Genomic DNA, 18,530 nt, shown 5'->3' on the forward strand with positions numbered 1-18,530 from the left:
GCCCGACCAGGTCCGACATCGGGTCGGCCATGGTCGGCTCCGAGGACGGGGCGGACGAGGGAGCGGACGACGGCGCCGAGGAGGGGGCCGCGTCGGCGGCCGGGCTGTCGTTGTCGCCGCCGCAGGCAGATGTCGCCAGGACAAGGGCGAGAGCAGCGGTGGCCAGGCCGACGCGGGTGACGTTCTTGGTCATCAGAGATTTCCTTTTCGACGGTGGGGGTTTGAACTCATCGACCAGCGATGGCGTCGATGTTCACGCCGCCCGCCCGGTCGATGCCGTCCGCTTCTTCACGGCCGACATCTCTGCTTCGAAGCCGTTCCGCCACCGGATAGGTGAAATCCAAGAACTTTCTCGCCAGCCGCCTGAAACAGGCTCAGCGCTCAAATCAGGTCCACCGCTTTAGGCACGCTTACCGCTCAAAACAAGCTTCAGCCGTCGAGCGGGCGAGCCTGTTGCGGCTCGAGGTCGATCTCAACGATGTGCACCGTCACCTCGACCGGTTTGCCCGCCGCCTCGATCGCTGCGACCGTGACCGCCTCGTGCACCGCCGCACCGACGGCGGCCGCCTGAGAGTGGATGCTCACCACGATCCGCAGCTCAACCCGCAAGCGGGTGCCGTCCTCCACCAGCCGAGCGTCCACCCCGGCGATATCGGGCAGAACCTTGCCAGTGGTTTGTTCCCACGCCCGTACGGCGAACTGGCGCAACAAACCCCACACGCCTGGCTGGAGTCGTACGACGCCCGGCACCGCGCGAGCGGCCCGCGCGGCGGCGTCGGCGGCCTCAACCTCCATGAGCAGACCGGGTGGCACCAGACCACGCGCCGAGTTCATCGCGAATCCCTGGGGCCATCGGTCCAGACGTCCATCACTTCGAAGTCGAGGCTCGCCAGCTCAAGCCCGATCCGCTCAGGCAGGGCGGCAGCAACCCGGCGACGGGCTTCCTCCAAGGCGATGACCTGGCCGGACCCGAAGCGCAGCGATACCGACATCCAGACCCGTACGGCGTGGGGGTGGTCCGGTGCGTCCTCGATCCGGCACTGGTGCGCGCGGATCCCGTCGACCCCGTCCACGGCATAGCGCAGCACCGAGGCGAGCGCGTACGTCGAGATGTCGACCCGGCCGACCGAATGGGGGAGTGGCACCGTACGGCCGAGCACAAGGTCGGCCCGAACCGCGGTCATGATCTTGTCGAGGAAACCGGACGGCGGCTCGGCTGGATCGTCGATCAGCGCACGGGTGGCCTCGGTGAGTTGGTCGAGGCTGGCCCGCGCGGTCGCGCAGTGCGGACACTCCAGGGCGTGAGCGGTGACGCGGTCAGCCTCGAGGTCCTCCCAGACGTCTTCGACGGTCCGGCCGCAGGGCAGCGGGTGGAGAGCCTCCTGGGTGGGGTTCATCTCCATGGCTTCATCACCTCCGCTAGTTCTGCTCGTGCTCTGGCTATTCGTCCGCGGACCGCCGTCGCGGTCGTTCCCTCAAGCTCGGCGATCTCCTGGTACGAGCGGCCGTGGACCTCTCGCAACAACCAGCAGGCACGTTGCGGCGGCGGGAGCTGGGCCAGCGCCAGCGTCAAGGCCTTCATGGCTTGGCTGTTGTTGACCGTGCGGGCCGGGTCGCCTTGGGCGCCCGTTTCCACCGGGGTGGTCACGTCGTCGAGTTCGACGACGGGTTTGCGCGTTCGCAGGGCGGAGAGGCACTGGTTTGTCGCCGTCCGGTACAGCCAACTGCCGAAGGCCGCGTCGTGCTGGATCTCCGGCAGCCGCCGCCAGGCGGTGAGGAACACGTCCTGCGCGACATCCTCCGCCTCGCCGCTGGCGCCGTTCAGCATCCGCAGGCACAACGCGTAGATGCGCCGCTGGTAGCGACGAACCAGCATCTCGAACGCCGCAGGGTCGCGGTCGCGGGCCCGGGCGACCAAGGTGGCCTCATCCAGCTCGACCAGCCCACCCACCGGCGAAGCGGCGACCCTCGAGTTGCCCGTCGGTGGATTGCCGGCGGACGGAGAGGGCTGCGGCGAGGTGCCAGAAGGTGTCGTGTCAGCGGCCGCCACCGGTGTCCTCCTTCGAGTCCGCGCAGGCACCCGGGCCCGGGCGCCTTGAGGTACAGACGACGTCAGCGTCGCAGATGTCACGGTCGCGACCGTGATCGCCACGGTGATGCTGATCACAGATTTGTTGCCATGACATCGCGCAGCCATCCGGCGTCCTCACTGCGACGAACCACCTCGGTGCGCAGCCGGAGCCGATGCCGCGTCGTCACGGACATGCCGACAAGACGTCGCCTGACCGTGATGGACATCGGCCAAGGTAGGAATCGCCGCACCACTACTCGGGAGGAAGATCGATGGCCGACAACACCAGCACCAAGAGCCCCGCGAACGGCGTCGTTGCCACTGGCAATGACAGCGCGGATCGCGTAGTTGCCACCAGCAAGGAGTCACGCGGCAGCACGGTTGCCGCGGGCAAGAGCCCGGGTGGCGTGGTTGCTACCAGCAACGACGGACTGGAGACCGGACAGGGCAAGACCAGCATCGCCGACACGGTGGTGTCGAAGATCGCCGGTATCGCCACCCGGGAGATCACCGGCGTCTACGACCTCGGTGGTACGGCGGCCCGCACGGTCGGCATGTTGCGCGAGCGCATTCCCGGCTCCAAGACGAACCTGTCCCAGGGCGTCTCGGTCGAGGTCGGTGAGAAGCAGGCGGCGATCGACCTGCAGATCATCGCCGAGTACGGCGCGGCGATTCCGGACCTCGCGGCGGCGATTCGGCGCAACGTGATCGAGTCCGTCGAGCGTATGACCGGTCTCGAGGTCACCGAGGTCAACATCGCCGTCAGCGACATCCATCTCGAAGGCGAGGACGACGCCGAGGACGACACCGCCGGCGCCGAGCCCCGCGTCCAGTAACCGGTTTCATCCACCCGGCCTGGTCGCCGGGCGCTCTTTGCAAATCACCGCTGCATCGCACCGGGCCGAACGAGCCCGGGCCAAGCCAAGGAGAAGCTCGTGAACACCTCGACCATCGGCTTGTTCGCCGGTCTGTTGCTCGCCATCGCCGCCGCGGCGGGCGGGTTCGCCGGATTCCTGCTTGCGATCGTGCTGGGCGCCGCCGGACTCGCGGCGGGCCGCTTTCTCACCGACGGCGCCAAGGGTCTGGACGACCTGATGGCGCGCCGTGGCCGTGGCTGACGTCGCGCTCGGAGCGCCGCGGGCAGAGACACCCACCCAGGGTTCGGCCGCGACGGCAGCCAGGCCGTACGACGCCACGCCGGCCGAGCGAGCCCTACCAGCCGACCCCGGCACCCGCGGCCGGCTGGATATCAGCGCCCGGGCGGTCGAGCGAATCGCCGAGACCTGCGTGCTGGAGTCGCCGACGGTGCTCCGGCAAGGCGCAACCTTCGGGCACGGCCTGCCGAAGGCAAGGGTTCAGCTCGCGGGGAAACACCTCCGGCTGGACCTGGAGATCGCGATCGCCTGGGGCCATCCGCTCGCCGAGGTCGCCGCCGATGCCCGGAGCCGGGTCACGCGAACTGTCGCCGACTTGACCGGGCTGGGCATAGACGCAGTCAGCGTGCAGATCTCCGCTGTGGAAGTGCCGGATTCGACCAGTCGCGAGATCCCCAGGCCAAGGAGGGTCGTATGAGCAGCACACCAGCGAAGAAGCCGGTGGCCGCACCGGCGGCCGCCACCGTCGGCGTACTGGCTGCGCTTTCGGTCACCGCGATCGGTGCCATTGGCATCCGTGACGCACTCGTTGCCACTGGCACCATTTCGGGTACACCGTGGCTGGAATGGCTTTTCGGTAAGGCGGAAGTGCTCAAGCCGGTGGACTGGATGATTCCGGCGGGCGGTATCGCCGTACTGCTGGGGTTGTTGATCCTGGTCGCGTCGTTGAAGCCGCGCAGGGCCACGCATCTCGCCGTCGGGGACGATGGGGTGTGGATCCGTAGCCGGGATGCCGGGCGCCTCGCGACCGACAGCGCGCGGCGGATCGACTCGGTACTCGGCGCGGAGACCAAGGCCAAGCGGCGTGCGCTTCGGGTCAATGCGACGGTGACGGGCGACGTGAACCGGGTTCGCGACGAGTTGGCCACGGCTATCCCGCAGCGATTGCACCTGGTCACACCGGTTCCGCGCGTTCGGACCCGGGTAACTGTTGAGGGGAACTGAGATGCGCCGCGGACTTCTCGCGTTCGACAGGCTTGCCGCCTTCGTGATCGCTCTCGTGCTACTTGCTGCGGGCGGCGCCGCGCTGGGATGGCGTTACGACCTGATTCCCAACGCAACGGATCGGCTGGAGATCAACGGTCTGACCGATCTGCCGACGTACGACTGGTGGCCGTGGGCAACGGGTCTCGGGGGCCTGTTGCTGGTCGGTCTGGGCCTGACCTGGCTCATGCGGCATGTGCCGAAGCGCAGCGTGGGCCAGCTTCAGTTGCCGGGTAGCGACGACTCGGGGCGGCTCACCGCGGACGTCAATGCGGCGGCCACGGCCGCCGCGCAGGCGCTGGCGCGAACCGATGGCGTTCGCGACGGATCGGGGCGCGTCGTAAGGGATCGTGGCCAGTTGGTCGCGGAGCTGACGATGACGCTCGAGCCGAGCGCCGACCTGGATGTCGTACGGACGGCGGCCGAACAGACCAGCGCGGAACTGCACCGGGTCATCGGCCGCGACGAACTGCACCATCGCGTCGACCTGCGGGTCGCACGCGCCGACAAGACGTCCACGGTGAGGCGAGTGCTGTGAGCCCGCGCGCCGTGGAGAAGCGGGCCCGCCCTGGGGCCGCCACCAGCACCGGCCCGGTCAACGGACCGGCAAACCAACAGGAGATGAGTCGGATGGGTATCGCGGACAAGGCCAGGAACGCCGCCGAAGAGCTTGCGGGCAAGGCCAAGGAGGCCGTCGGCAACCTGACGGACGACAAGGACCTGCAAGCCGAAGGCAAGACGGACCAGACGAAGGCCGACCTCAAGAACGCAGGCGAGAACATCAAGGACGCCTTCAAGAAGTAGCCCATAGCAACTGTTGCCTGGACGTCACGATGTTCCGGGCAACAGTTGTCTGCGCCAACAGAGGCCTGTGGCAACAGTAGCCTGAGGCAACGAGGTGCGAGAGTCAGACCCGGTGGTCGTCGGCGTACGACGCGGCCAGGTCCAGCGTCGCCTGGTCCAACGGCGTCGGACTGATCCCGCCGGCGAAGGCGTTCTGGAAGTGCTGCTGGACGGCCGTCGCGGTCAGCGCCGGGCGTTCGGTGGACAACGACCCGACGGTTTCCGGGTCGAACGGCAGCTCCAAATGGCCGTACACCTCCGTCAGCACCGACCGGACCCGCGCATCATCACCGATCACCGTCAACGAGCTGAACAGCCAGGCGTCGCGAACCACTCGCTGGCCGGTGCCGACCAGCTTGACCACCCCACGTGCGTTGATGCTCTGCGCTCCCGGGCAGTACTCGCCAGGCACCTCGCCGACCCGCGCGTCGATGCCGAGGAGGTGCAGTTCGTCGGCGATCACCTGGCCGAACGACTTGAACCGGCGCTCCTGCTCCTCAGCCGCCCGCGGATCGTTCCGGACGTGGTCGATGACCAGGGCCTCGCTCGTATACGCGACCGGCCGCCCGCCGACCGCCCGAACGACCGGCTCGAAACCCGCCTCGCGCCCGGCCCGTACGGCGGCCTCGAAACCGGCATGCCTGGTATCGCGACGGCCGAACACCAGCATGGGCTGAGCCGGACGGTAAACCCGCAGCGCCTCCGTGAAATCCCCGGCGGACGCGCGTCGTACCAGCGCGTTCGCGATCGCCAACTCCATCGCCGGATCGCCGACCGGCCCCGAAAACAGCTGCACGCCGCCATCGTGCCACCGCTCGGCGGAACCGCTCAGCCAAGGGGCGCCGGCAAGGTGTGAACTGGCTCTCACGGTTTGGGGGAGCGGCGGCCGTCGCGTACGCTCACTTAGGCAAGCCTTACCTAAAGTTGGGGAGATCGTGAGGGACCTCCGAGTCGCCGTTGTCGGCGCTGGGCCTGCCGGGATCTACGCGGCGGACATTCTGACCAAAGAACACGAACGGGCTCACGTCGATCTGATCGAGCGGCTGCCCGCGCCGTTCGGGCTGGTGCGCTACGGCGTGGCGCCGGACCATCCGCGGATCAAGGAGATCATCAAGGCGCTGCACCGAGTGGTCGGCCGGGAGCGGATCCGGTTCCTCGGCAACGTCGAGTACGGCTCGGACCTGAAGCTCGACGATCTGCGCCGGCACTACGACGCGGTCATCTTCGCGACCGGCGCGATGGCCGACCGGGACCTGGACATCCCCGGCATCGAGCTGCCCGGCAGCCACGGTGCCGCCGACTTCGTCAGCTGGTACGCCGGCCATCCCGACGTACCGCGTGACTGGCCGCTCGACGCTCGGCAGGTCGCGGTCATCGGCGCCGGCAACGTGGCGCTCGACGTCGCCCGGATGCTGGCCAAACCGGCCGATGAGCAGCTGACTACGGAGATCGCCGACAACGTGTACCGCGGTCTGAAGGCCAACCAGGCCACCGACGTACACGTGTTCGCCCGGCGTGGTCCGGCGCAGATCAAGTTCACTCCGATGGAGCTGCGCGAGCTGTCGCACTCGCCCGCGGTGGACGTGATCGTGCACCCCGAAGGCTTCGACATCGACGAGGCCAGCCAGCGCGCGATCAACGCGAGCAAGGGCACCCGGCTGGTGGTCGACACGTTACTGAAGTACCTCGAGGCCGAGCCCACGGGCGCGGAGCACCGGATCCACATCCATCTGTGCCACGCGCCGATCGAGGTGCTCGGTACGGACAAGGTCGAGGGCCTGCGCACCGAGCGCACCGAACTGCAGGGGGACGGCACGGCGCGGGGGACCGGGGAGTACGTCGATACGCCCGTGCAAGCGGTCTACCGTGCGGTCGGGTACCTCTCGTCGCATCTGCCGGGCCTTCCGTTCGATCACCAGGCCGGCGTGATGACAAACGACCGCGGCCGCGTGCTCGGTATGGACGACATTCCGTTGCCCGGGCTGTACGTGACGGGCTGGGTCAAGCGCGGCCCGATCGGCCTGATCGGTCATACGAAGTCCGACGCGGCCGAGACGATCGCCAGCCTGCTCGACGACATCGCCGGCCTGCCGCGACCGGAGGAAACCGATCCGGACGCGATCCTGAACCACCTCGCCGACCGCGGCGCCACCGTCATCGACGCCGACGGCTGGTCCCGCCTGGACGCCTACGAGCTCGCCCTCGGCCAGCCGCACGGCCGCGAGCGGATCAAGGTCGTTCCGCGCGAAGAGATGATCGAGGCCGCCCGCCGTCAGTAGACGGTTGCCCTAGGCAAACAGCCCGCCGACGTACCCGGCTCTCGGGTACGTCGGCGGGCCGGCTTGACCCTGACGCAGCGTCAACCCTCCACTCTGGTGACAGCACCTCCCGGCAGACCACGGGAGCGGCCTGACCTGAGAGGCAAGGAATGACGATGTTGAACAGGAGTACCCACTCATGACGGACGCCGCGGTGGCGATTCGCGTGCAAGGACTCGAGAAGTCGTACGGCGATCTCAAGGTCTTGCGTGGCGTGGACTTCGACGTGGCGCGGGGCAGCATCTTCGCCCTGCTCGGTTCGAATGGTGCCGGCAAGACCACGCTCGTGCGGACCCTGGCCACCCTCCTGAAGGCCGACGCCGGAACGGCCGGCGTGAACGGTTTCGACGTGACCACCCAGGCGCCGGACGTACGCAAGTCCTTCAGTCTGACCGGCCAGTTCGCCGCCGTCGACGAGATCCTCACCGGGCGGGAGAACCTCCTGCTGGTGGCGAAGCTGCGCCACCTCGAGAGCCCGGGCGCGATCGCGGATGACCTGTTGAGCCGGTTCTCGCTGACCGAGGCCGGTGCGCGCCGGGTGTCGACGTACTCAGGTGGCATGCGGCGCCGGCTGGACATCGCGATGAGCCTGATCGGCGATCCGCCGGTGATCTTTCTCGACGAGCCGACCACTGGGCTCGATCCCGAGGCGCGGGTCGAGGTGTGGGACACCGTGCGCGGGCTCGCCGGACGCGGTACGACGGTGCTGCTCACCACGCAGTACCTGGCGGAGGCCGAGCAGCTCGCGGACCGGATCGCGATCCTGCACCAGGGCCGGATCATCGTGAACGGCACTCTCGCGGAGCTGAAGCAACTGCTGCCACCTGCGAAGGTCGAGTACGTCGAGAAGCAGCCTTCGCTGGAAGACGTCTTCTTCGCGGTCGTCGGCAATGCCGGTCCCGAGCGCGCCACCTCGTCGAGCAAGGAGTAGGGAACAACCATGGCTACGCACTTCTTCGGCGACACCGCCGTACTCACCTGCCGGAGCCTGCGCCACGTCACCCGCAGCGTCGACACCATCATCACCACCGCGCTGATGCCGGTCGCGATGATGCTGATGTTCGTGTTCGTTTTCGGAGGCGCGATCGATACCGGTTCGGTCGAGTACGTCAACTACATGCTGCCCGGAATCCTGCTGATCACGGTCGCGTCGGGTATCGCGTACACCGCGTTCCGGCTGTTCATGGACCTGAAGAGCGGGATCTTCGAGCGGTTCCAGTCCATGCCGATCGCGCGATCGGGTGTGCTGTGGGCCCACGTGCTGACCTCGCTCGTGGCCAACATGATCTCGCTCGTGATCGTGGTGGGCGTCGCGTTGCTGCTGGGCTTCCGTTCCGGGGCGAGCGTCGCGGCGTGGCTCGGGGTGGCGGCGATCCTGCTGCTGTTCACGTTGGCGCTGACCTGGCTCGCGGTCATTCCCGGGCTGTCGGCGAACACCATGGAGGGCGCGAGCGCCTTCTCGTACCCGCTGCTGTTCCTGCCGTTCCTGAGTTCGGCGTTCGTGCCCACCGAGACCATGCCCGGGCCGGTGCGCTGGTTCGCCGAGAACCAGCCGGTGACGTCGATCGTCAACACCGTTCGGGCCCTGTTCACCGAGCAGCCGGTCGGGGACGATGTTTGGCTCGCGCTGGGCTGGTGTGTCGGCATCCTCGTCGTGGCGTACGCCGGCGCGATGGCGGTCTATCGCCGGAAGATCGCCTGAGGCAGTCTGGGACCCATGCTCACCATCAGCCAGTTGGCGGCGCACGCGGGGGTCACGGTGCGGGCGGTGCGCCACTACCACCAGATCGGGCTGCTGCCGGAGCCGGAGCGCGACCACTCGGGGTACCGGGTCTACAAGGCCGCCGCGGTCGTGCGGCTGATTCAGATCCACACGCTGGCGGATGCCGGCGTACCGCTGGCGCGGGTGCAGGAGCTGCTCGAGGCGGACTCGGACGAGTTCGCCGATGGCATCCAGCAGATCGACAAGGACCTGCGCGCCGAGATCCGTCGGCTCCAGGACACCCGCAAACGCCTCGCCAAGCTGGCCGCCGGGGAACAGCTGGCGCTTCCGCAAAGTGTGATCGGCTACCTCGACCGGTTACGTGATCTCGGCGTCGAGGAGTGGTACATCGAACTGGAGCGCGACGCCTGGATCCTGGTCGCCGCACAGGTGCCGCACCTGATCGACCACGTGATCGCCATGAAGCACCAGAGCCTGGAAGACCCCGACATGGTGAAGCTGTACAGCCTGCTGCGCGGCGCGCTCGACTGGCAGGCCGATGACCCTCGGCTGATCGAGATGGCCGACATCCTGGAGCGCCTGATGACTCGCGCGGTGGAGGCCGGTGAGATGAACGCCGAAGGGTTCAATGACCAGTTCGTCGACCTGCTCGACTCGACCATGCTCGAGTCGTCACCCGGTGCCGAACGGCTGACGGCACTCCTGGCCGAGCGCGGATGGAAGGGCTGGACCCGCGTCGAGCGAGTGCCGGTCCGTGGTGGCGAGGGCAACCAGGCCATCGCGGACAGTTAGCGCGATTGGTCGCGGGGTACCGGCGGGCCATGCCTACAGCGATAGTGACCGGGGCCGAGAGCGGGATCGGCCGGGCGACGGCGGTTGCCTTGGCCCAGGACGGTTTCGACGTCGGCGTGACGTGGCACAGCAGCGCGGAAGGTGCCGAGCAGACGGCCGAGGAGGTTCGGGGCCACGGGCGGAGGGCGGAGATGCGGTCGCCGGCGGTTTCGGGCGCGCGCCGGCGGTTTCGGGCGCGCGCCGGCGGTTTCGGGCGTGCGCCGGCGGTTTCGGGTGCCTCCGTTCGCGCGGGCGTTTGTACCAAGGCCGTGCTTCTGGCCCTGATCCATCCACCGAGGCCGGTGGATACCGGGTGGCACCCGTCCCCCTGAGTCTTTCGAATTGTCAGGTCGGTTCGGGCCGCGTCAAGGGTTTTGGGAATCACCTTCGGTGACGCTGCGCGCCCTTGACGCGGCCCGAACCGACCAAAGGCGGCAGCTATCAGGGGGACGGGTGAGGTCTGCCCGGGTCCCGGATGTTCTGCATGCCGTGCCGCCGTGCCGCCGTGCCGCCGTGCCGCCGTGCCGCCGTGCCGTCGTGCCGTCGTGCGGTCGTATCGGTCGTGCCGGTCGGGTAGGGGGCCGGGTTCGTTGGTGGGTGGCGCCGTTGGTGGGTGGTGCGGGTGGATCTTTTCCGACGGTCGGACGCGGAATACGGTGGTTGACGTTGGCCGGTACCGGCTTTTGGGTCGGCTGCCGAGTTTTTGTACGAGTACCTGGCTGCAACCGGGTAGCCGTCAAACAACTCGGCAGTGGGCGGCCCAAAACCGGGCAGTCGTGCCAAACCCCGGCAGTCGTGCCAAACCGCGGTAGCGGGCCGGCCGGGACACCCGAAGTACGCCGTTCGTACCTCGGTCGCGGGTGTCGTGCGCGTGGCTGGCCATCGGGCCGGTGGGTTACCACCTCGGAATCCCAGGTGGTAACCCACCTTGCGCGTGGCCAGCGGTGCTGGTGAAGGGCCGTCGAGCCAGGCGAACCGCGCCGGGCCCACGCTCGCTGCAAGTCATCTGAGACATTTCGGGCGCCTCGAGACTCATAAAGGGTAGAGGCGCACGAACCGTTGGCCAGGTAACGGCGTCTTTAAAGGCAAGGGCAATGAACATCAGCTAACTCGGAGGTGCCGCCGTGCCGGTCACGACGCCGTGTTCTGTCCGACGAGTCCAGCTGCGGGTGGGCCCTGTCGATCCTGAGAACTACCGGCGCGCGTCGGTGCTGCAGGGCGACCGGAGTTATCTGCAGGCGCCTTCGTGGGCGATGGTCAAGCCGGATTGGGGATCCGAGCTGCTCGCCTGGCGCGATGCGGCCGGGCAAGTGCTGGGTACGGCGCTGGTGCTCTACCGCCGCGTGCCTGGAATCCGGCGGTGCTTCGCCTATTTGCCGGAAGGGCCCGACATCGATTGGCGGGACCCGAACCTCGATCGCTGGCTCGACCCGCTGGTGGACCACTTGCTGGCGGCAGGCGCGTTCGCCGTTCGAATTGGCCCACCGCCGCCGTTACGTCGCTGGCACGCGGACACCTTGAAGGCCGCGGCTGGACCGGCGTTGCGGATCGGCGATGTGCTGCCCGATCTGGTCGAGCCGATCGGATCGTCGGTGGGCGACAGGCTCAGATCGCTTGGCTGGCGGCGAATGGGAGAGGACGGATCACGCGGTGACGCGCAGCCGCGGTTCGTCTTCCAGGTTCCACTGCAAGGCCGCGGACTGGATGAACTGAAGGCCAGTCTGAGCAGCGAGTGGCGGCGAAACCTCAAGAAAGCCGAGCGTTCCGGCGTCGAGACGCGGATCGGCGATGCGTCGGATCTGCCCACGTTCTACGAGTTGCTCAAGACCACCGAGCAACGGAACGGCTTCAACCTCGGGCGTTCGCTGGCCTACTACGAACGGCAGTACCGCGCGCTGAACGCCGAGGAGCCCGGGCGGATGCGGCTTTACCTGGCCAGCCATGGTGGGGAGGTGCTTGCCGCTCACACGATGAACGTCGTCGGTCGACGCGTTTGGTACCAGACGGGCGCTTCGGCGAACCACCGTCGCGACGTACGGCCTAGTCATGCGTTGCAGTGGCGAATGCTGCAAGACGCGCACAAGCTTGGCGCCGAGTACTACGACATGCGTGGTGTCTCGGACTGCCTCGATCCAAGCCGCCGGGAGTTCGGCCTGCTGCGGTGGAAGCTCGGCACCCGCGGGGAAGTCGTGGAAACCCTGGGGGAGTGGGAGCTCACCCTCTCCGGCGTGGTCAACAAAACCCTCCACCACGCAATGCAGAAGTACCGCTGACCGTCAGCCCGCAACTTGTGCCAGGATCGCCTTCAAAGCGCTCCGCATGTACCGGGACCAGAGCGGCTTGAACGGGCCGGCGAGGATCCAGGCGCGGCCGTGCCTGGGCTTGAACTCGTAACACCAGCGGATCAGCGTGCCGTTGCCATCCGGTGTGAACGTCCACTCGCCGCGCACGCCGTACACCAATCGCCCCAGCACGTTGGTGAACTGCGTCAACTCGTACGCGAAGCTGCGCCCGTCGACGTACTCCGTCAGCGTTTCCGTGGCGCGGGACCCGTCGTCGAAGACGGGCGTTCGACTCGGTCCGACGTGGTCCCACGGCTCCGTCTGATTCTCGACCCGCGCAACACCCGGAAACGGCCAGATGGCGTGAAAGACGCTCGGCAGATCGACCGGCACGATCCGCTCGAATGCCTCGGCCGGGGTCAGCCGGCTCCGGCCCTGCACGGTGATCGGCACGGTCTGGTCGTCGCTGTCGATGAGAGGCACGCCTCGATCGTCAGCTCTGCGAGCGTGATTAGCCAGTACCAACCCCGTCGGTAGGATTCGCGTTACCACCTTCGCGCCCTGGCCACGATCGAGGCGACCGGCCGTTCGGTGATGGCGTTTCAGTACGGTGCCACCTTGTGGAGCTCCACCGACGTGGTTGTTGTCGGGGCCGATGACGCGCCTGACGAAGGTGATGCAGGACAGGGCGGCCCAGCCGTGCTTGGTGCCGTTGCAGTCGAGCGAGGTCATGTAGGTGCCGCGGGCAACGAAGTAGTCAGCCGTCGTGGAGGTCTTGGTCCGGAACAGGTGAATGCCGTAGTCCGCCTTCCACATGCAGCCGAAGATGACGGCCGCGCCCTGGCTGCTCGTATTGGCCGACGTGGCGGCCTCGTGCCGTCCGTTGCGCCCAGCATTGCCGCCGCTTGCCGTTGCCGTCCCAATACCCGATCAAACCGGTCAGGCGTTGGTGGGTGGGAGCTGGAATTGCCAGATGACCATGGTCGGTACGTCGCCGTGTGCGGCTTCGGCGGCTTCGGGGATCAGCGCGGTGAGGCGCCACGGCCAGACGTCCCAGACATCGATCGCGGTCGCGGTGGACGGGATTTCCTGCGGCGGTTGGTTCTCCGATGGGGGAAAGCGCGGTTCCTCGCAGCGGCGTAGTTCCAGGCCCGCCGATAAGGCGGCGCGGAGGTAGGAACCGATCGGGTGGCGGTAGCTCGCGATTCGTCCGGGTCGGCCGTCGGCTCGGCGTACGTTCGGAACGAAACCGCGGGCCACGCCTTCGGGATGCATGTCCGAAATCACCAGGTGGCCGCCGGGTCGCAGGACGCGGGCGAATTCGGCTATCGCCGGCTGCAGGGCACTCGTATGGGTGAGCGCGAGCGAACAGGCCACCAGGTCGACGGCTTCGTCCGGCACCGGCAGGGCTTGCAACTCGCCAAGCTGGAATTCGCCTTGTGGTACGCGGATTCGGGCGCGTTCCAGCATGTCTGGCGAGCTGTCCACGCCGCGTACCTGGTGGCCGCGATCGGCGAGCAGGGCTGAGATTCGCCCGGTGCCGCAGGCCGCGTCCAGGGCGACTCCGACGGGCAACTCGTCGAGGATCTCGCCCAGGATGACCTCGTCGATGTCGAACAGGCTGTTGGGGCCGTCGTAAGTCTGCGACCAGATGCGGTACCCCTCGGGCGGGTCCACCTGGGCCACGTTCACGCCGGCGTTGGCCAGTGCCTCATCGTCGAGCAGCCGTCTGATCTCCGCGATCCGCGCTTCGGTGAACTCGCGGTCGAACTGTCCGGTGAACGCCCGCATCAAGGCCGCGCCCTCGACGCCGAGCAGGTAGGCCAGCGGGTGCTCGTAGATCATGGCCTGAAGCTACCGAGCACCCGCGCCGGAACGCCATCGATTAACCGCGCCGGGCCAAGCGCGCGCGGCCAGACGCGTCAGGCCGATTGACGCGTCAGGCCACCCGGGTGGAGACCGAGTCGTAGCCGCCACCGCCGGGATAGGTCCACGAACCCGTGAGGACGTTGCCGTCCGCGCTGAACGTTCCCCGGTAGAACGCCGGTGAACCCTTTTCGCCACCCCAAATCGTCAGCACATCGCCTTCCAGTTCGTAGGTGTAGTCGAAGGTTTCGCCGCCGTTGCCGTAGTACCGCGACTTGACGTGCTCGCTGCGCTCTCCGAAGATCGGGTGCTCGTGACCGATCATCTCGAGCCCGGTGCTGTTCTCCAGCTCGACGTGCTGCAGCAGGAAGTGGCGCCCGGCCATCCACTCGTACCGGGTGATGCCGACCGCGCCGCCCTCGACCTGCCAAGTCCCAACGAGCCGGTCCAACGCCCGCATCTGCTCACTCGGCTCAGGGCTCTGCGACGTCTGCTCGTGCGCCTGCGACGTCTGGGTGGTCTCGGTCATCTCGATCTCCTTTGCTGGTGCCAGGGCCGATTGCCCTGACACCCACTACGTCGGAGCCACTCGGCCCAGCGGGACACACCCGTCGAAGCTGAATCGATGCCGGACCCGTTCGTGCCGTTGGCATGAATAGGCCACGGCCGTTTCCGGCGAAACGTTACTTTCTGACCGCTGGCTCGCTATCCTCGGCCGAAATTTGCCGAGCGGCCGGTCATCGGTCGCGCTCCCGACAGTCCTCAAGGAGGATTCATGTCCGTTCTCACCCGTATGGGCGATTGGATGTTGAGCAAGGCGCTGGGTACCACGGAAGCCGCGGCTGCACCTTGTGAGCAGCCACTGGGCGCCTGTGGCTACTGCAACAGCTCCGGCCGCTATGTCAAGTGCAGCTCCTGCTACTACGACCGCTGCGAGCGTCGCACGATTCGCAGCGGTTGCCAGCTCACCCAGCACTTGTGCTGATCGGCCCGGCCACCCCGCGGACGGCGGAATGACTATTTTCTCGACTGGCGTCGGGCTGCTGGTCGCGGTCGTGCTGGGCACTGCCGCGGTGGCGAAGATCCGGGAACCCGGCCCCTTCGTCACCGCGGTCCGCACGCTCGTGCCGGCCAAGGCCGCCAAGCCGGTTGCCTGGATCGTGATCGGGGCAGAGTCGCTGGCCGCGATCGCCAGCCTCTTACCGATCACCCTGGGGTTCGGGCTGGCCCTGGCGGTTGTGCTGTTCGGTGCTTTTGCCGCGGTCGCGGTGCGATCGGCCAAAGCTCCGGCGCCGTTGCCCTGTGCATGTTTTGGACGGGTGAAGACCAGCCTGGGCTGGCCGCACGCGATCCGGAACCTGCTCTTGACCCTGCTGGCCGCTTCCGGCCTGGCTGCCGTTGTGCTTGGTGGTTCGGGCGCGGCCTGGTCCCAGCCGGCGGTGATGATGCTTGTCGCCGCGATCGCCCTGGTACTGGCCGCGATTGCGATTTCCATCGACCACCTGATCGCGTTGTTCGCCTCCTGATCCCTGTGTAACGCTGAGGAGATTTCCATGTCGCCAGTTCTCGTGGCCGCTCTCGTCCTGCTGGGCCTGCTTATCGGGCTGAACCTGCTGTTGACGGTGGCGGTGATTCGTAAGCTGCGCCGCCACGACGAACTGCTGCGCGATTTCGAGGGGCCGTCGCCGTTGCCGCGGATCACCGCGGGTGCCGTCGTACCGGAGTTCGCCACCGAGGCCGTCGACGGGCCGCTGACCGCGGCCGACCTGGGCAACGCCCCGACCCTGATCGCGTTCGCGGCGCCGGGTTGTGGCGGTTGCGAGGCCGCGCGACCGCAGTTGATCAAGCTGCTGGCCGAGCGCCAGGCACGCGGTGAGCAAGGCTGGGTTGTGATCGCGGACGACCAAGGCGACGGGGACACCCTGGCCGGCGAGTTCAGTGCTCACGCGCGCGTCATCATCGAGCACCCGGGCCACGGCCCGATCCACGAGGCCCTTGGCGTGTCCGTCTACCCGAACTACGTGCTCGTCGGCGCCGACGGCCGGGTCGCCAAGGTGGGTGCGGATCTGCGCGACGTCGCGGTTCCGGTGCCGGCTCGCTCTTGACCGTGATTCTGACCAAGTACGTACGCCGGGCCGCGCTGCTCGTCGTACGGTCCGCTGCGGCCACCCGGCTGGTCTTCGGGATCGACCCGGCCCGCGCCACGATCGTGCTGACGGGTGCCGTCGTACTGGGCGCCGTTCCGGTGGCGATCGGCTGGCTGACCAAGGCGCTTATCGACGCGATCACGGGCTCGGCAGGTTTCGGGCACTTGGCCGGGATCGCGATCGGCCTGCTCGCGGCGACGGCGGCGTCCCAGTTGGCGCCGACGTTGCTGAGTTTGGCCGAGGCCGAACTGAGTCGTCGGGTAGCCGCGGCCACCAAGGAGAAGCTGTTCACGAAGGTCAACGGTTTCGCTGGGCTGAGCTACTTCGAGCAGCCCGCCTTTCACGACAAGCTCCGGCTCGCGTTGGAGGCGGGGGAGTACGCGCCCACGCAGGTTCTCCGGACCCTGACCGGGACGGTGCAGCGGACCATCACTCTGGTGGGGTTCCTGGTCGCCTTGTGGATCATGGACCCGTTCATCACCGTGCTGGCGTTGCTCGCCGCCGTACCCCAGCTGGTTGTCGAACTGCGGCTCAGCAGGGCCCGGTTCGCCTTGCAGACCGAGCTGAGTCCGGCCGAGCGCAAGCAGTTGTTCTACGCGATGCTCCAGACCCAGGCGGCCGCGGCCAAGGAGATCCGGCTCTTCGGGCTCGGTCGCTACTTCCGCGATCTGATGATGGCCGAGCTGGCGACAACCCAGCGCGGCCAGCGGCGGATGGACCGGCGGGTCGCGGTAGCGCGCATGGGGCTTGACCTCGTCTCGCTCGTACCCGTGGCCGTCGCCCTGGTCTGGGTCGCGCGGTCCGTGGCCGCGAACCAGCTCGGTGCGGGCGATGTCGTGCTGTTCCTGGCGGCTCTCGCCGCGGTGACCGCTGGTACGGCGGAGCTCGCCGTACTGGTGGCCCGGTTCGAAGAGCTGGCCCTGACGCTGGGGCGGTTCGACGAGTTGCTGGCGCTTGAGCCGGATCTACGTGCTGGCCCTGGCCGACCGGCTCCTGCCTTGCGTACAGGCGTAGAGCTTCGCGACGTGTGGTTCCGCTATCGCGAGGACCTGCCGTGGATCCTGCGTGGCGTCAATCTGCACATCCCCGTCGGCGCTTCGGTCGCGGTGGTTGGCCCGAACGGCGCGGGTAAGAGCACGCTGGTGAAGCTGCTGTGCCGGTTGTACGACCCGGAGCGCGGCGAGATTCGCTGGGACGGCGAAGACCTGCGGGACCTGGATCCGGCGTCGTTGCGGGACCGGATCGGCTCGGTCTTCCAGGACTTCGTCAGCTATGACCTCAGCGCGAAGGCCAACATCGGTCTCGGCGACCTGCCGGCCCTGGACGACCTGGGCCGGATCCGCCAGGCGGCTGATCGGGTCGGCCTGAGCGGCACCCTGGATGCGCTGCCGCGAGGTTTCGACACCCCGCTGACGCGGCTGTTCGCCGACGAGCAAGCCGACGAGCGGTCCGATGATCTCGCTGACGGTCTCTTAGAGGACGGGTTGGAGGCGGAAGACGGGCGGAGTCCGGGCGGCAGCTACTTGTCCGGTGGGCAGTGGCAACGACTGGCGATTGCCAGGATGCTGATGCGCGCCGACCGCGACCTGCTGCTACTCGACGAGCCGAGCTCCGGTCTGGACGCACGGGCCGAGTACGAGCTGCATCGCGTGGTGTCCGAGGTCACCGGCGGGCGGACCCGGCTGCTGGTTTCGCACCGGCTGAACGCCGTACGGGACGCGGATCTGATCGTGGTCGTTGATCAAGGCGAGGTCGTCGAGCAGGGCAGTCACGCCGCACTGATGGCGGGCGACGGCCTGTACGCGGAGCTGTTCCGCCTGCAGAGCACCGGGTACGCCGATGTGTCAGCCGCCGCGGGGGTCACTCCACAATCGCCGGACCACCAGGCCGACCGCCTCGTCGTCACCGATCGCTCCGAACTGGCGTGAGTCGAAGCTCTTCCGGCCATCCCCGAGCACCCACAACGAACCAGCCGGAACGGTCTGCCCCGGCTGTCCGGGAACGTCCATCCCGCTGGTCGCGGCAACGCGCTTGATCAGGTGGCCGCCGGGCTGAGGACCACGCAGCACCACCACATCGCCCACTCGCAACGGCCGGGCCAGGCGCCGCCGGATCGCGATCACCCGGTCACCGGGTACGAAGGTGGGCTCCATGCTCGTACCAACAACATTGACGAACAGGAAGGCCATCCGCGTCAGGCGCAGCACGACCGCCGCCGTCGCCGTACCCAGCAGGACAGCACGAACGACGGATGTCAGTCGGCTGTTCGACGCCAAGGCGCTCTCCTTCGTCACGGCGCTGGAGCAACGGA

Annotated in this window: 24 protein-coding genes and 1 pseudogene; 16 read left to right on the plus strand and 9 right to left on the minus strand. The window is 67.8% G+C overall.

The features are described from left to right. The 4 genes and pseudogenes from ACFFGN_RS19025 to ACFFGN_RS19040 form a co-directional block, all read right to left on the minus strand. Positions 1-193, minus strand: a pseudogene (locus ACFFGN_RS19025) (fasciclin domain-containing protein); the annotation flags it as partial. A 236-nt stretch (positions 194-429) separates the two neighbouring features. Then, on the minus strand, positions 430-834 hold the full coding sequence (locus ACFFGN_RS19030; RefSeq protein WP_380049369.1) for a hypothetical protein: 405 nt from the start codon (positions 832-834) through the stop codon (positions 430-432). Next, positions 831-1,403: a hypothetical protein gene (locus tag ACFFGN_RS19035; RefSeq protein ID WP_380049371.1), complete on the minus strand. Its 573-nt coding sequence runs from the start codon at positions 1,401-1,403 to the stop codon at positions 831-833. Before ACFFGN_RS19035 ends, ACFFGN_RS19030 begins: the two co-directional genes overlap by 4 nt. Continuing rightward, the gene (locus tag ACFFGN_RS19040) at positions 1,394-2,050 is read right to left on the minus strand and encodes an RNA polymerase sigma factor (protein ID WP_380049372.1); all 657 of its coding nucleotides are present in this window, start codon (positions 2,048-2,050) and stop codon (positions 1,394-1,396) included. The genes ACFFGN_RS19035 and ACFFGN_RS19040 overlap by 10 nt, the downstream gene beginning before the upstream one ends. 293 nt (positions 2,051-2,343) lie before the next feature. Here ACFFGN_RS19040 and ACFFGN_RS19045 point away from each other — a divergent pair, with 293 nt between their 5' ends. From ACFFGN_RS19045 to ACFFGN_RS19070, 6 genes are all read left to right on the plus strand, one after another. After that, on the plus strand, positions 2,344-2,907 hold the full coding sequence (locus ACFFGN_RS19045; RefSeq protein ID WP_380049374.1) for an Asp23/Gls24 family envelope stress response protein: 564 nt from the start codon (positions 2,344-2,346) through the stop codon (positions 2,905-2,907). Between the two features lie 99 nt (positions 2,908-3,006). Continuing rightward, the gene (locus ACFFGN_RS19050) at positions 3,007-3,189 is read left to right on the plus strand and encodes a hypothetical protein (protein ID WP_380049376.1); all 183 of its coding nucleotides are present in this window, start codon (positions 3,007-3,009) and stop codon (positions 3,187-3,189) included. Then, complete coding sequence (locus ACFFGN_RS19055; protein WP_380049378.1) at positions 3,182-3,643, plus strand: Asp23/Gls24 family envelope stress response protein; 462 nt, start codon at positions 3,182-3,184, stop codon at positions 3,641-3,643. Before ACFFGN_RS19050 ends, ACFFGN_RS19055 begins: the two co-directional genes overlap by 8 nt. Continuing rightward, positions 3,640-4,170 carry a DUF6286 domain-containing protein gene (locus ACFFGN_RS19060; protein ID WP_380049380.1) on the plus strand — a complete coding sequence of 177 codons (531 nt, stop codon included), beginning with the start codon at positions 3,640-3,642 and terminating at the stop codon, positions 4,168-4,170. Before ACFFGN_RS19055 ends, ACFFGN_RS19060 begins: the two co-directional genes overlap by 4 nt. A 1-nt stretch (position 4,171) precedes the next feature. Then, positions 4,172-4,747 (plus strand): hypothetical protein, encoded by a 576-nt coding sequence (locus ACFFGN_RS19065; RefSeq protein WP_380049382.1) that lies wholly within the window; start codon positions 4,172-4,174, stop codon positions 4,745-4,747. Between the two features lie 92 nt (positions 4,748-4,839). Further along, the gene (locus tag ACFFGN_RS19070; RefSeq protein WP_380049384.1) at positions 4,840-5,013 is read left to right on the plus strand and encodes a CsbD family protein; all 174 of its coding nucleotides are present in this window, start codon (positions 4,840-4,842) and stop codon (positions 5,011-5,013) included. A 103-nt stretch (positions 5,014-5,116) separates the two neighbouring features. Here ACFFGN_RS19070 and ACFFGN_RS19075 read toward each other — a convergent pair whose 3' ends face one another. Further along, complete coding sequence (locus ACFFGN_RS19075; protein WP_380049386.1) at positions 5,117-5,848, minus strand: lipoate--protein ligase family protein; 732 nt, start codon at positions 5,846-5,848, stop codon at positions 5,117-5,119. A 139-nt stretch (positions 5,849-5,987) separates the two neighbouring features. Here ACFFGN_RS19075 and ACFFGN_RS19080 point away from each other — a divergent pair, with 139 nt between their 5' ends. The 6 genes from ACFFGN_RS19080 to ACFFGN_RS19105 all read left to right on the plus strand — a co-directional run bounded on the left by ACFFGN_RS19080 (position 5,988) and on the right by ACFFGN_RS19105 (position 12,197). Continuing rightward, entirely contained in the window at positions 5,988-7,331 is a 1,344-nt protein-coding gene (locus tag ACFFGN_RS19080) for an FAD-dependent oxidoreductase (RefSeq protein ID WP_380049388.1), read from the plus strand. Positions 7,332-7,509: 178 nt separating this feature from the next. Continuing rightward, positions 7,510-8,301 (plus strand): ABC transporter ATP-binding protein, encoded by a 792-nt coding sequence (locus ACFFGN_RS19085; protein ID WP_380049390.1) that lies wholly within the window; start codon positions 7,510-7,512, stop codon positions 8,299-8,301. 9 nt (positions 8,302-8,310) lie between these two features. Further along, positions 8,311-9,072 carry an ABC transporter permease gene (locus ACFFGN_RS19090; protein ID WP_380049392.1) on the plus strand — a complete coding sequence of 254 codons (762 nt, stop codon included), beginning with the start codon at positions 8,311-8,313 and terminating at the stop codon, positions 9,070-9,072. A gap of 15 nt (positions 9,073-9,087) precedes the next feature. Further along, positions 9,088-9,885 carry a MerR family transcriptional regulator gene (locus tag ACFFGN_RS19095; RefSeq protein ID WP_380049394.1) on the plus strand — a complete coding sequence of 266 codons (798 nt, stop codon included), beginning with the start codon at positions 9,088-9,090 and terminating at the stop codon, positions 9,883-9,885. 29 nt (positions 9,886-9,914) lie between these two features. Next, positions 9,915-10,256 carry an SDR family NAD(P)-dependent oxidoreductase gene (locus ACFFGN_RS19100; RefSeq protein WP_380049396.1) on the plus strand — a complete coding sequence of 114 codons (342 nt, stop codon included), beginning with the start codon at positions 9,915-9,917 and terminating at the stop codon, positions 10,254-10,256. Between the two features lie 837 nt (positions 10,257-11,093). Beyond that, positions 11,094-12,197 carry a lipid II:glycine glycyltransferase FemX gene (locus ACFFGN_RS19105; RefSeq protein ID WP_380049398.1) on the plus strand — a complete coding sequence of 368 codons (1,104 nt, stop codon included), beginning with the start codon at positions 11,094-11,096 and terminating at the stop codon, positions 12,195-12,197. 3 nt (positions 12,198-12,200) lie between these two features. Here ACFFGN_RS19105 and ACFFGN_RS19110 read toward each other — a convergent pair whose 3' ends face one another. The 3 genes from ACFFGN_RS19110 to ACFFGN_RS19120 all read right to left on the minus strand — a co-directional run bounded on the left by ACFFGN_RS19110 (position 12,201) and on the right by ACFFGN_RS19120 (position 14,601). Then, positions 12,201-13,022: an SRPBCC family protein gene (locus tag ACFFGN_RS19110; protein WP_380049400.1), complete on the minus strand. Its 822-nt coding sequence runs from the start codon at positions 13,020-13,022 to the stop codon at positions 12,201-12,203. Between the two features lie 123 nt (positions 13,023-13,145). Beyond that, positions 13,146-14,051: a class I SAM-dependent methyltransferase gene (locus ACFFGN_RS19115; protein WP_380049402.1), complete on the minus strand. Its 906-nt coding sequence runs from the start codon at positions 14,049-14,051 to the stop codon at positions 13,146-13,148. Between the two features lie 94 nt (positions 14,052-14,145). Next, positions 14,146-14,601, minus strand: coding sequence for a hypothetical protein (locus tag ACFFGN_RS19120; protein WP_380049404.1), 456 nt, complete (start codon positions 14,599-14,601; stop codon positions 14,146-14,148). A 246-nt stretch (positions 14,602-14,847) separates the two neighbouring features. Here ACFFGN_RS19120 and ACFFGN_RS19125 point away from each other — a divergent pair, with 246 nt between their 5' ends. From ACFFGN_RS19125 to ACFFGN_RS19140, 4 genes are read left to right on the plus strand one after another with little or no spacing between them, the layout of a single operon-like run. Then, entirely contained in the window at positions 14,848-15,057 is a 210-nt protein-coding gene (locus ACFFGN_RS19125) for a hypothetical protein (protein ID WP_380049406.1), read from the plus strand. Positions 15,058-15,085: 28 nt separating this feature from the next. After that, positions 15,086-15,598 (plus strand): MauE/DoxX family redox-associated membrane protein, encoded by a 513-nt coding sequence (locus ACFFGN_RS19130; RefSeq protein ID WP_380049408.1) that lies wholly within the window; start codon positions 15,086-15,088, stop codon positions 15,596-15,598. Positions 15,599-15,625: 27 nt separating this feature from the next. After that, a complete protein-coding gene (locus tag ACFFGN_RS19135; protein WP_380049410.1) occupies positions 15,626-16,177 on the plus strand; it encodes a TlpA family protein disulfide reductase in 552 nt (183 codons plus the stop codon). A 2-nt stretch (positions 16,178-16,179) separates the two neighbouring features. Then, positions 16,180-18,147, plus strand: coding sequence for an ABC transporter ATP-binding protein (locus ACFFGN_RS19140; protein WP_380049412.1), 1,968 nt, complete (start codon positions 16,180-16,182; stop codon positions 18,145-18,147). On the opposite strand, the gene ACFFGN_RS19145 is transcribed toward ACFFGN_RS19140, so the two are convergent. After that, positions 18,064-18,495 (minus strand): S26 family signal peptidase, encoded by a 432-nt coding sequence (locus tag ACFFGN_RS19145; protein WP_380049414.1) that lies wholly within the window; start codon positions 18,493-18,495, stop codon positions 18,064-18,066. The genes ACFFGN_RS19140 and ACFFGN_RS19145 overlap by 84 nt on opposite strands. Between the last annotated feature and the right edge of the window lie 35 nt (positions 18,496-18,530).

Origin of the sequence: Kribbella deserti (assembly GCF_042434725.1) — a bacterium.
GTDB lineage: Bacteria > Actinomycetota > Actinomycetes > Propionibacteriales > Kribbellaceae > Kribbella > Kribbella deserti.

Excerpts from the sequence above, each read along its gene's own strand:
- ACFFGN_RS19135 (WP_380049410.1), top strand. The coding sequence starts at position 15,626 with ATGTCGCCAGTTCTCGTGGCCGCTCTCGTCCTGCTGGGCCTGCTTATC.
- ACFFGN_RS19130 (WP_380049408.1), top strand. The coding sequence starts at position 15,086 with ATGACTATTTTCTCGACTGGCGTCGGGCTGCTGGTCGCGGTCGTGCTG.
- ACFFGN_RS19060 (WP_380049380.1), top strand. The coding sequence starts at position 3,640 with ATGAGCAGCACACCAGCGAAGAAGCCGGTGGCCGCACCGGCGGCCGCC.
- ACFFGN_RS19035 (WP_380049371.1), bottom strand. The coding sequence starts at position 1,403 with ATGGAGATGAACCCCACCCAGGAGGCTCTCCACCCGCTGCCCTGCGGC.
- ACFFGN_RS19115 (WP_380049402.1), bottom strand. The coding sequence starts at position 14,051 with ATGATCTACGAGCACCCGCTGGCCTACCTGCTCGGCGTCGAGGGCGCG.
- ACFFGN_RS19085 (WP_380049390.1), top strand. The coding sequence starts at position 7,510 with ATGACGGACGCCGCGGTGGCGATTCGCGTGCAAGGACTCGAGAAGTCG.
- ACFFGN_RS19095 (WP_380049394.1), top strand. The coding sequence starts at position 9,088 with ATGCTCACCATCAGCCAGTTGGCGGCGCACGCGGGGGTCACGGTGCGG.
- ACFFGN_RS19045 (WP_380049374.1), top strand. The coding sequence starts at position 2,344 with ATGGCCGACAACACCAGCACCAAGAGCCCCGCGAACGGCGTCGTTGCC.
- ACFFGN_RS19120 (WP_380049404.1), bottom strand. The coding sequence starts at position 14,601 with ATGACCGAGACCACCCAGACGTCGCAGGCGCACGAGCAGACGTCGCAG.
- ACFFGN_RS19090 (WP_380049392.1), top strand. The coding sequence starts at position 8,311 with ATGGCTACGCACTTCTTCGGCGACACCGCCGTACTCACCTGCCGGAGC.
- ACFFGN_RS19065 (WP_380049382.1), top strand. The coding sequence starts at position 4,172 with ATGCGCCGCGGACTTCTCGCGTTCGACAGGCTTGCCGCCTTCGTGATC.
- ACFFGN_RS19070 (WP_380049384.1), top strand. The coding sequence starts at position 4,840 with ATGGGTATCGCGGACAAGGCCAGGAACGCCGCCGAAGAGCTTGCGGGC.
- ACFFGN_RS19030 (WP_380049369.1), bottom strand. The coding sequence starts at position 834 with ATGAACTCGGCGCGTGGTCTGGTGCCACCCGGTCTGCTCATGGAGGTT.
- ACFFGN_RS19125 (WP_380049406.1), top strand. The coding sequence starts at position 14,848 with ATGTCCGTTCTCACCCGTATGGGCGATTGGATGTTGAGCAAGGCGCTG.
- ACFFGN_RS19110 (WP_380049400.1), bottom strand. The coding sequence starts at position 13,022 with ATGTGGAAGGCGGACTACGGCATTCACCTGTTCCGGACCAAGACCTCC.
- ACFFGN_RS19100 (WP_380049396.1), top strand. The coding sequence starts at position 9,915 with ATGCCTACAGCGATAGTGACCGGGGCCGAGAGCGGGATCGGCCGGGCG.